Here is a 10271-nt window from a genome sequence, read left to right as displayed (position 1 = left end):
GACCCGCGAGGCCGCGCTGGTGCTGGCGGTGGTGAACCACCCCGCGCTGCTCGACGGGCTGGCGGAGGCCTTCGCCGAGCTCGACCTCTCCACCCGCGAGCTCGACCGGCTGCGGCGCGCGGCGCTGGACGCCTACGCTCATGGCGCGGCGGATGCGGTCGCCATGACCGCAGCCCTCGACGCCGCCGGCTGCGCGGCCGCGCTGGAGCAGGCGGCGGCGGCCTTGCTGCCCGGCGACTGGTGGGTGGGGGGCGATGCGAATCTTGTTGACGTGGACGTGGCTTGGAGGCATGCGAGCGCCTTGCACGTCAAGGTCCGGGCGCTACATAAGGAGCTCCGATCGGCGGAGCAGGATTTTGGTCGGGATTTTACGGACGACAATTTCCGCAGGATCGTCGAAATTCAGCGCCAACTGTCCGCCGTTGAAGGTTCGGAGGCCGCGATCGAAAATTTCGGCGGCGCCTCGGGCCGGGTTGTGAAGGCGATGTGACGGCGGTTCGGGCGCGGCTCAACGAGCGAACACGCCCAATGGCTAGGGTTAATGCGAGCGTAAAACGTCGTCGCCTAGCGTAGCGGCTGGCGATTCGCGGCGGGCGCCGGGTTGACGGCGTCCGATGCGGGACGAAATCGATTCGCGTGGCCGGCGGGCGCGCCGGCTCGGAGACTGGAAGAATATGGCGACCAAGCTGCAGGCGAAGGACGAGACCGAGACGAGCGCGCCGGAAACCGAAGCCGGCCCTCTGCTCGATCTCAGCGATCAGGCCATCCGGCGCATGATCAAGGCCGCGAAGAAGCGCGGCTATGTGACCAACGACGAGCTGAACGAGGTCCTTCCCTCCGACCAGAACACGTCCGACCAGATCGAAGACATCCACGCGATGCTCAACGAGATGGGCATCAACGTGATCGATTCCGAAGAGGCCGACGAGCGCGAAGAGGGCGCCGCCGAGGACGACGAGGTGGAGGGCGGCGATCTGGTCGAGGCCCCCCGGCCATCGCCGGTGGCCGTGGTCCAGAAGGCCGAGCCCGCCGACCGCACCGACGATCCCGTGCGCATGTATCTGCGCGAGATGGGCTCGGTGGAGCTGCTGTCGCGCGAGGGCGAAATCGCCATCGCCAAGCGCATCGAGGCCGGCCGCGAGGCGATGATCGCGGGCCTCTGCGAAAGCCCGCTGACGTTCCAGGCCATCATCATCTGGCGCGACGAGCTCAACGAGGGCAAGATTCTGCTGCGCGAGGTCATCGACCTCGAGGCCACCTACGCCGGCCCCGACAAGGGCGCCGCGGCGGCCGAGGAGCCGGAGGCCGAGGACGCGGACGGCGAGGAGCCGGCCGCCCCGGAAGGCGATCTCGACGAAGACGACATGGAGAACAACGTCTCGCTCTCCGCCATGGAGGCCGAGCTCAAGCCGCGCGTGCTGGAGACGTTCGACGCCGTCGCCGAGGACTACAAGAAGCTTCGCCGCCTTCAGGACCAGAACGTCGAGAACCGTCTCCAGAACAAGACGCTCTCGCCGGCGCAGGACCGGAAGTACAAGAAGCTCAAGGACGACATCATCGTCAACGTGAAGTCGTTGTCGCTGAACCAGAACCGCATCGACAATCTGGTGGAGCAGCTCTACGACATCAACAAGCGCCTCGTGGCGCTTGAAGGCCGCCTCATGCGCCTCGCCGAGAGCTTCGGCGTCGATCGCGTCGACTTCCTGCGCCAGTATCAGGGCTACGAGCTCGATCCCAACTGGATCCGCCGCGTCGCCAATCTGGGCACCAAGGGCTGGAAGAACTTCGTCGCGGCCGAGAAGGACCTGGTGAAGGACCTGCGCGGCGACATCCACAATCTTGCGACCGAAACCGGCCTCGAGATTCAGGAGTTCCGCCGCATCGTGCAGATGGTGCAGAAGGGCGAGCGCGAGGCCCGGCAGGCCAAGAAGGAGATGGTGGAGGCGAACCTGCGCCTCGTGATCTCCATCGCCAAGAAGTACACCAACCGCGGCCTGCAGTTTCTGGACCTGATCCAGGAGGGCAACATCGGCCTGATGAAGGCGGTCGACAAGTTCGAGTACCGCCGCGGCTACAAGTTCTCGACCTACGCCACGTGGTGGATCCGGCAGGCGATCACCCGTTCGATCGCCGATCAGGCCCGCACCATCCGCATTCCGGTGCACATGATCGAGACGATCAACAAGATCGTCCGCACCTCGCGCCAGATGCTGCACGAGATCGGCCGCGAGCCGACCCCGGAGGAGCTGGCCGAGAAGCTGGCCATGCCGCTGGAGAAGGTGCGCAAGGTCCTCAAGATCGCCAAGGAGCCGATCAGCCTCGAGACGCCGATCGGCGATGAGGAGGACAGCCACCTCGGCGACTTCATCGAGGACAAGAACGCGATCCTGCCGATCGACGCCGCGATCCAGTCCAACCTGCGCGAGACCACGACCCGCGTGCTGGCCTCGCTCACGCCCCGCGAGGAGCGCGTGCTGCGCATGCGCTTCGGCATCGGCATGAACACCGACCACACGCTGGAGGAGGTCGGCCAGCAGTTCTCGGTGACGCGCGAGCGCATCCGCCAGATCGAGGCCAAGGCTCTGCGCAAGCTCAAGCACCCGAGCCGCTCGCGCAAGCTGCGCAGCTTCCTCGACAACTGATCCCTTCCGCGCCACGCGCAGATATGCGGAAACCCGGCCTCGCGCCGGGTTTTTTTGCGTCCGGGGCGTCGGGCAGGCGAGGCGATCCCTGCATTCGCGCACACGAGGCTTTGAGCCGGCGCGTCTTTCCCTCGGGCGCGGGGTTGGCCATGTCTGTCGCGTCAGTCCAACGAAGGATCGTTCACCGATGAAGCGTCTTTCCCTCGCCCTCGCCGCCGCCCTGCTGGTCGCGGCGCCGGCCGCCTCCCACGCCGCGGACGGCCTGCCCGGCGCCAGGGACGCCGCGCGCGTCACCGCCGGGACCTACAAGGTGGACCCGCACCACACGCAGGTGGTCTGGAGCGTGGACCACATGGGCTTCACGCCGCTCTACGGCGCCTTCGGCCAGCCGACCGGCAGCCTGACGTTCGATCCCAAGGCGCCGTCCGAGGCCAAGCTCACGGTGGAGTTTCCGCTGACCGGCCTGACGGTGACCTCGGAGAAGTTCGGCGTCCATCTCAAGGGCGACGAGTTCTTCGACGCGGCGAAGTTCCCGAAGGCGACCTTCGTGTCCACCAAGGTGGAGGCCTCCGGCGAGACCGCGACGATCACCGGCGACCTCACCGTGCGCGGCGTGACCAAGCCGGTGACGCTGGAGGCGAGCTTCTTCGGCGCGGGCCAGAACCCCATGACCAAGGCCGAGACCATCGGCTTCACCGCCACCGCCAAGGTGAAGCGCAGCGCGTTCGGCCTCGGCGCCTATGCGCCGGCGATCGCCGACGACGTCGACCTCAAGATCGTCGGCGCGTTCGAGAAGTGATCCGCTCCTCCCCGCCTCGCGGGCGGGGAGGGCCACGTTCCATGGAAAAAGGCCCCGCGGCGCATGCCGCGGGGCCTTTTTCAGTCATGATCCCTGCGCCGTGGCGCGGGGCGCGCGGCCTCAGAAGCCGAAGGAGTTGAACTTGTAGGCGACGCCGCCGAGCACGCGACTCTCGGTGGTCTCGCTCTTCACGCGGTTCGCGCCGATCTTGTAGCGGTCCGAACCGTAGTCCGAGTAGCGGTACTCGACGCGGGCGGTGATGTTCTCCGCCACCTGGCCCTCGACGCCGGCGCCGACCGTGTAGCCCACGGCGGTCTTGCTGTCGTGGCCGCCGGTGCCGTTGACGGCGCCGTTCACGCGCTGGCCGCTGTAGGCCACGCCCGCGGCGGCGTAGGGCAGAATGTTGTCGAAGGCGTAGCCGACGCGAGCGCGGGTCGCGCCGCTCCACTGCTGCTCGTTGCGGATGCGGCCGCCGGCGAAGCTGTGGCGGTCGGAGCCGTCGTTGTAGTTCACGTCGGTCTCGGCGCCGATCACCACCGGCGAGCCGTCGAACTGGTGGTTGTAGCCGGCGTAGCCGCCGACGATCGCGCCGCTCGGCTTGGTGCCGGGCAGGCCGCGGTTCTTGGACTTGGCCCAGCCGTAGCCGGCCTGCGCGCCCACATAGGCGCCGGTCCAGGTGGAGGGGGCGGCCGGCGCGGCGTATTCGGACGCCGGGGCCTCGTAAGGCAGATCGGCCGCGAAGGCGGCGGGCGCGGCGATGACGGCCACGGCGATGACGGCGGAACGGATCATGGGATCAGGCCTCAAAACTCTTCCGGGCCGGGCGAGGGCGGCCGGCCGGTACGCGACAGGACTAACGAACGCTGCGCGTCCGGCCGCCGAACAATCGGCTCCGAACGGGCGATGGGGTGACCTTAGGGGCCAAAGTCTTATCGAGTCGTGAAGGTTATCGAGTGATGAAGGCATAAGGAAAAATATGACGCATCATATGGTTAACGCCATATCTTCATGTGATGCAGAACACGAAAAAGCCCCGCGATCCTGAGGATCGCGGGGCTTTTCGGATCAGGGGAGGGCGGGCAAACCCGCCGCTCCCAAAGGTCAGATCAAATCAGAACGGCGAGGTGAACTTGTAAGCCACGCCGACGCGGACGCTGTGGTCCGTGTACTCGGAGCGGACGCCGTTGCCGATGCTGAAGCGGTCCTTGCCGTAGTCGTTGTAGCGATACTCGGCGCGCACGGCGACGTCGTCGGTCGCGGCGTACTCGACGCCGCCGCCCACGGTCCAACCCACAGCGGTCTTGCTGTCGCTGCCGACGCCGCGGAGGCGCAGGTTGCGGTCAGCATAGGCCACGCCGCCGGCGGCGTAAGCGAGGAAGCGGTCGAACGCGTAGCCGACGCGAGCGCGGGTCGCGCCGTTCCAGTCGCTGTCCACGCGGGCGCGGCCGTTGCGGCCGTCGATGTCCGCGTAGTTGAAGTCGGTCTCGATGCCGAGCACGACCGGCGAGTTGTCCAGCTGGACGTTGTAGCCGGCGTAGCCGCCGACGAGGAAGCCGTCCTTGTTGGCGCGAGCCGCGCTGCCCCAGGAGTAGCCAGCCTGCACGCCGACATAGGGGCCGGTCCAGGTGAAGGACGGCACGGCGACGACAGCGGCCGGAGCCTCGTAAGCCGGGAGATCCGCAGCCATCGCAGCGGGGACCATGGCGGTGATGGCGGCCGCGGAGACGGCGCCCAGAACGATACGACGGATCATGTTTCTACCTCGAAGTCGATCGGTTCACTCTGATTTCCCAGAGCGCATGCAGCATTACTAAATCAGATCCCCGAAAAAGTCTGTCGCTAAAAAGCAACACGCCCCGTCTGGAATCTTTGTTTGAAATATGGCGAAACCTGCGTCAGGCCACATTTCGACTTAATCACCACAAAGCGCATGCGCTTTGGGCGACAACGATGCATTGGGCCGACAGTTCGTCTTTCCAATGATGAAGAAAATCTCACCAGCCCGACGAGAACTTGTATCCGACGCCGAGCATCACGCGATTTTCAGTGAGGTCGGATTTCAGCCGGGCGCCGGAGACGCTGAACGTGTCCGCGCCGAAGTCCGAGTAGCGGTATTCCACGCGGGCGGTGACGTTGTCCGTGATCGCCGCCTCGACGCCGCCGCCCACGGTCCAGCCAACCGCGACGGTGTCGTCCGAGCCGGACAGGCCGCCGGCCGCGGTCGGGCGCGCCTTCACGTCATGGTCGGCGAAGGCGAGGCCGCCCGCGCCGTAGACGAGGAAGCGATCGAACGCGTAGCCGACTCGGGCGCGCACGGCGCCGGCGTAGCCGATATCGTTGGTGACGCGGGTGTTGGACAGGCCGGTGAAGGCGCGGCTCGTGCGGCTGTCCGCGCCGTCCACATAGGCGATGTCGCCTTCGACGCCGATCACCAGCGGAGAGTTGTCGAACTGGAAGTTGTAGCCGGCGTAGCCGCCGATCGCGAAGCCGTCGGGCGAGGTCCCGACGTTGCGGCCGTTGGCGCGGGTGTCGGCGTCCAGCCAGCCGTAGCCGGCCTGCAGGCCCACATAAGGCCCGGTCCAGGAGAACGAGGGCACGGGCGCGGCGACAGCCGGCGCGGGCTCGTAAGCGGGGATGTCGGCGGCGTAAGCGGCGCCGGCCGAAAGAGCCAGCGCGACAGCCCCCCCGAAAAGCGTGCCTCGCATCATTCCGAACTCCTCGACTGCCTGCTCAAAATGGAGTCAGGCCCCCTTGGTCGATGGCCTTTAAACGCGCAGGGTCCGATTTGGTTCCCGGCTGTCGCGCCACGCATCAGTGATGCAAATCCATTGAGGCGCTTTGCGTGCGCGAATGTGGCGACCGTCTGACAGCAATATGTCGTCCGATCACGACAGCGCAAGGGCGCCGCTTTTATAGGCGGCGAAGATTTCTGGCTGAACCGCCCCCGACGCGCTAGATCGCAGCCCTGATCCGCTTGAGCGCGAGGGCGCAGCTTGAACGTGTGCAACCCGGAGAAATTGGCCGCTTTGGTGACCGGAAGCGCCCGTCGCATCGGCGCCGCGATCGCGCGCGAGCTGGCGGGTCTGGGACATCCTGTCGCAGTGCACCATAGGGCCTCCGCCGAGGCCGCTCGGGAGCTTGTGGCGGAGATCGTCAGCCGGGGCGGCCGGGCGGCGGTCGTGTCCGCCGATCTCGCCGACTCAGCCGACACAGCGGCGCTGGTGGCCCGCGCCACCGAGGCGGTGGGGCCGCTCGGCGTGCTGGTGAACAACGCCTCGTCCTTCGAGCCGGACGGGCCGGGCGCGCTGGACCCGGCCGCCTGGGACCGGCAGATGGCCATCAACCTGCGCGCGCCGGTGTTCCTGACGGAGGCCTTCGCCGCGGCGCTCCCGACCGGCGCGCGCGGGGTGGTGGTCAACGTCATCGACCAGCGGGTGCTGAAGCCGTCGCCGGGCTTCCTGTCCTACACGCTGGCGAAGTCCGCGCTGCTGGCGGCGACGCACGCGCTCGCCTTGTCGCTCGCGCCCCGGGTGCGGGTGGTGGGGGTCGGGCCGGGGCCGACCTGCGCCAACGCGCGCCAAAGCCTGGAGGCCTTCGCCCGCCAGAGCGCCGCGACCCCGCTCGGGCGCGGGCCCTCGCCGGAGGAGATCGCCGCGGCGGTGGCCTATCTCGTGCGAGCGGAGAGCGTCACCGGCGTCATGCTGCCGGTGGACGGAGGCCAGCATCTCGCATGGACGCTGGCGGACGAATCGGACGGCTGAGGCCCGCGCCCTCGCGGAATCGCCCGCCTGCGCTTACATGGAACGCCCGTGACCGAGCATGATCGCCCCGCCGACGAGCCGGACGAAACCGAAGACGATTTCGTCGAGACGCTCGAAACCCGCGACGCCGAGGACGCCGCCGCGCCCGAGAGCGTGCGCCGGGGCGTGGAGGTCATCCGCGGCCACCTGAAGCATCTGCCGAACGGCCCCGGCGTCTACCGCATGTTCGACGCCCGCGGCGACGTGCTCTACGTGGGCAAGGCCCGCTCCCTGAAGAAGCGGGTGGCGAGCTACGCCCGCGGCGTCGGGCACAACAACCGCATCGCCCGCATGATCGCCGAGACGTCGGCGATGGAGTTCGTCTCGACCGAGACCGAGACCGAGGCGCTGCTGCTCGAGGCGAACCTCATCAAGCGCCTGCGGCCGCGCTACAACGTGCTGATGCGGGACGACAAGTCGTTCCCTTACATCCTGATCGCCACCGACCATCCCGCGCCGCAGATCGCCAAGCACCGCGGCGCCCGCACCCGCAAGGGCGACTATTTCGGGCCGTTCGCCTCCGCGGGCGCGGTGGGGCGCACCATCGACGCGCTGGAGCGAGCCTTCCTGCTGCGCTCCTGCGCCGACAGCTATTACGAGCGCCGCACGCGGCCCTGCCTGCAGTTCCAGATCAAGCGCTGCTCCGGCCCCTGCACCGGCGAGATCTCGCTCGAGGACTATGGCGGGCTCGTCACGGAGGCGCGCCGCTTCCTGCAGGGGCGCTCGGACGCGGTGAAGACCGAGATCGCGCAGGCCATGGACCAGGCGGCGGAGACGCTCGATTTCGAGCGGGCGGCGGTCTATCGCGACCGCCTCGCCGCGCTCGCCGCCATCCAGTCCAACCAGGGCGTCAATCCGCGCACGGTGGAGGAGGCGGACGTGTTCGCCATCCACGCCGAGGGCGGGCAGACCTGCGTCGAGGCCTTCTTCTACCGCGCCTATCAGAACTGGGGCGCGCGGGCCTTTTTCCCCAAGGCGGACCGCAGCCTGGAGCCCAAGGAGGTGCTGGGCTCGTTCGTCGCCCAGTTCTACGACGCGGAGGAGCCGCCGAGACTCGTGCTGCTGAGCGAGGAGATCGAGGACGGGGCGCTGCTGTCGGAGGCGCTGTCGGTGCGCTCCGGCCGCAAGGTGGAGGTGGCGGTTCCTGCCCGCGGCGAGAAGAAGGAGCTGGTGGACCGGGCGCTGTCCAACGCCCGCGAGGCGCTGGGACGTCGGCTGGCGGAGACCGCCACGCAAGGGAAGCTGCTCGCGGGCGTGGCGGAGGCGTTCGGGCTTCCCGGCGCGCCGCAGCGGATCGAGGTCTACGACAACAGCCACATCATGGGCGCGGCCGCGGTCGGCGGCATGATCGTGGCCGGGCCCGAGGGCTTCCAGAAGACGCACTACCGCAAGTTCAACATCCGCCCCGAAGACCTCACCCCCGGCGACGACACCGGCATGATGCGGCAGGTGCTGCGCCGCCGCTTCTCCCGGCTGCAGAAGGAATCGCCCCGGGACGCGGAGGGCAAGACGGCCGAGGACGCGCCGCCCTGGCCGGATCTGGTGCTGCTGGACGGCGGGCAGGGGCAGCTGACCGCCGCGCGGGAGACGCTGGCGGAGCTTGGCCTCTCCGACGTGGCGCTGGTGGGCGTGGCCAAGGGCATGGATCGGGAGGCCGGCCGCGAGACCTTCTTCCTGGAGGGGCGCACGCCGTTCCGCATGCCGCCGCGCGACCCGGTGCTTTATTACATCCAGCGCCTGCGCGACGAGGCGCACCGCTTCGCCATCGGCACCCACCGGGCGCGGCGCTCCAAGGAGTTCGTGGCGAATCCGCTGGACGAGATCGCGGGCGTCGGCCCCACGCGCAAGCGCGCGCTGCTGCGCCATTTCGGAACCGCCAAGGCGGTGGCCCGCGCGGGCCTCGCCGATCTGGAGAAGGCGCCCGGCGTCAGCAAGACGGTGGCGAAGGCGGTCTACGACCACTTCCACGACAAGGGCTGAGGCGGGGAGGGGGCGAAATCGTCCCGGCGGCGCCGGGGTCGGTTGACGCGCGCCGCCTTCGCGTGGTCGTGTCGCGCCGGGCAGACCCTTCGCGCAGCCGGCGACGTGACCATGACCTCCGAAACCCACATTGAGCCGATCTCGGCCGCCGCGGCGGCGCGGCGGAGGAACGCGTCCCGCGAGCATGCGCTGAGCCTGCCCAACCTGCTGACCTATGGCCGGATTCTGGCCGTTCCGGTGGTGGTGGCCTGCCTCTATGTGGGCGGCCACGTCTGGCTCTGGACGGCGGTCGGGCTGTTCGTGGTGGCGGCCATCACCGACTTCTTCGACGGCTATCTCGCCCGCGCCTGGCAGCAGCAGTCGCCGCTCGGGCGCATGCTCGATCCCATCGCCGACAAGCTGCTGGTGTCGGCCTGCCTGCTGATGCTCGCCTCCAACGGCGTCATCGCCGGCCTGTCGCTCTGGGCCGCGGTGGTGATCCTGTGCCGCGAGGTGCTGGTGTCTGGTCTTCGGGAGTTTCTGGCGGAGCTGCGGGTCAGCGTGCCGGTGACCAAGCTCGCCAAGTACAAGACCACCGCGCAGCTTGTGGCGGTGGGCTTCCTGCTGGCGGGGCCGGCGGGCGACGAGCTCGTGCCGGGCGTCACCACGGTCGGGCTCGGCCTGCTGTGGTTCTCCGCCCTCCTTACGCTTTACACCGGCTATGACTACTTCAGGGCGGGCCTGCGCCACGTGCTGGAGGATCCGGAGCCGTGAAACTGCTGTATTTCGCCTGGGTGCGCGAGCGCGTCGGCCGTCCCGAGGAGGAGGCGACGCCTCCCGACGGCGTGGCGACGGTCGCCGATCTGGTGGAGTGGCTGCGCGCGCGGGGGCCGGAATACGCCTACGCCTTCGCCCCCGGCGCCGCGATCCGCGCCGCGGTGGACAAGCGCCACGCCAAGCCCGACGCCCCGATCGCGGGCGCCCGCGAGGTGGCGTTCTTCCCGCCCATGACGGGCGGCTGAGGCGGTGGCCGTCCGGCTGCAGCGCGAGCCGTTCGACGCCGGGCTCGAG

The 10271-nt window shown here is 68.7% G+C and carries 9 protein-coding genes and 1 pseudogene; 7 read left to right on the top strand and 3 right to left on the bottom strand.

What is annotated here, in order from left to right:
- The 3 genes and pseudogenes from ACFQ4O_RS11425 to ACFQ4O_RS11415 all read left to right on the top strand — a co-directional run.
- Positions 1-490: pseudogene (locus ACFQ4O_RS11425) on the top strand (DNA primase); the annotation flags it as partial.
- A gap of 184 nt (positions 491-674) precedes the next feature.
- Complete coding sequence (gene rpoD / locus ACFQ4O_RS11420; RefSeq protein WP_378775816.1) at positions 675-2642, top strand: RNA polymerase sigma factor RpoD; 1968 nt, start codon at positions 675-677, stop codon at positions 2640-2642.
- A gap of 187 nt (positions 2643-2829) precedes the next feature.
- Complete coding sequence (locus ACFQ4O_RS11415) at positions 2830-3441, top strand: YceI family protein (RefSeq protein ID WP_378775815.1); 612 nt, start codon at positions 2830-2832, stop codon at positions 3439-3441.
- A gap of 120 nt (positions 3442-3561) precedes the next feature.
- On the opposite strand, the gene ACFQ4O_RS11410 is transcribed toward ACFQ4O_RS11415, so the two are convergent.
- The 3 genes from ACFQ4O_RS11410 to ACFQ4O_RS11400 all read right to left on the bottom strand — a co-directional run bounded on the left by ACFQ4O_RS11410 (position 3562) and on the right by ACFQ4O_RS11400 (position 6146).
- Complete coding sequence (locus ACFQ4O_RS11410; protein ID WP_378775814.1) at positions 3562-4233, bottom strand: outer membrane protein; 672 nt, start codon at positions 4231-4233, stop codon at positions 3562-3564.
- Positions 4234-4552: 319 nt separating this feature from the next.
- Positions 4553-5194: an outer membrane protein gene (locus ACFQ4O_RS11405; RefSeq protein WP_378775813.1), complete on the bottom strand. Its 642-nt coding sequence runs from the start codon at positions 5192-5194 to the stop codon at positions 4553-4555.
- 241 nt (positions 5195-5435) lie between these two features.
- The gene (locus tag ACFQ4O_RS11400; protein ID WP_378775812.1) at positions 5436-6146 is read right to left on the bottom strand and encodes an outer membrane protein; all 711 of its coding nucleotides are present in this window, start codon (positions 6144-6146) and stop codon (positions 5436-5438) included.
- 294 nt (positions 6147-6440) lie between these two features.
- Here ACFQ4O_RS11400 and ACFQ4O_RS11395 point away from each other — a divergent pair, with 294 nt between their 5' ends.
- The 4 genes from ACFQ4O_RS11395 to moaD all read left to right on the top strand — a co-directional run bounded on the left by ACFQ4O_RS11395 (position 6441) and on the right by moaD (position 10222).
- Entirely contained in the window at positions 6441-7202 is a 762-nt protein-coding gene (locus ACFQ4O_RS11395; protein ID WP_378775817.1) for an SDR family oxidoreductase, read from the top strand.
- 48 nt (positions 7203-7250) lie between these two features.
- Complete coding sequence (uvrC, locus tag ACFQ4O_RS11390; protein WP_378775811.1) at positions 7251-9221, top strand: excinuclease ABC subunit UvrC; 1971 nt, start codon at positions 7251-7253, stop codon at positions 9219-9221.
- Between the two features lie 111 nt (positions 9222-9332).
- On the top strand, positions 9333-9974 hold the full coding sequence (gene pgsA / locus ACFQ4O_RS11385) for a CDP-diacylglycerol--glycerol-3-phosphate 3-phosphatidyltransferase (RefSeq protein WP_378775810.1): 642 nt from the start codon (positions 9333-9335) through the stop codon (positions 9972-9974).
- Positions 9971-10222 (top strand): molybdopterin converting factor subunit 1, encoded by a 252-nt coding sequence (gene moaD, locus ACFQ4O_RS11380; RefSeq protein WP_378775809.1) that lies wholly within the window; start codon positions 9971-9973, stop codon positions 10220-10222. Before pgsA ends, moaD begins: the two co-directional genes overlap by 4 nt.
- The last annotated feature ends 49 nt before the right edge of the window (positions 10223-10271 follow it).

The organism is Methylopila musalis (assembly GCF_042679725.1).
GTDB classification, from domain to species: Bacteria; Pseudomonadota; Alphaproteobacteria; order Rhizobiales; family Methylopilaceae; genus Methylopila; species Methylopila musalis.
The sequence above is the reverse complement of the archived record's forward strand: the minus strand, read 5'-3'. Positions and strand labels throughout refer to the sequence as shown.

What these genes read in the sequence shown, in the direction of transcription:
- rpoD (WP_378775816.1), top strand. Translation starts at nt 675, where the DNA reads ATGGCGACCAAGCTGCAGGCGAAGGACGAGACCGAGACGAGCGCGCCG.
- pgsA (WP_378775810.1), top strand. Translation starts at nt 9,333, where the DNA reads ATGACCTCCGAAACCCACATTGAGCCGATCTCGGCCGCCGCGGCGGCG.
- ACFQ4O_RS11400 (WP_378775812.1), bottom strand. Translation starts at nt 6,146, where the DNA reads ATGCGAGGCACGCTTTTCGGGGGGGCTGTCGCGCTGGCTCTTTCGGCC.
- ACFQ4O_RS11415 (WP_378775815.1), top strand. Translation starts at nt 2,830, where the DNA reads ATGAAGCGTCTTTCCCTCGCCCTCGCCGCCGCCCTGCTGGTCGCGGCG.
- ACFQ4O_RS11410 (WP_378775814.1), bottom strand. Translation starts at nt 4,233, where the DNA reads ATGATCCGTTCCGCCGTCATCGCCGTGGCCGTCATCGCCGCGCCCGCC.
- ACFQ4O_RS11405 (WP_378775813.1), bottom strand. Translation starts at nt 5,194, where the DNA reads ATGATCCGTCGTATCGTTCTGGGCGCCGTCTCCGCGGCCGCCATCACC.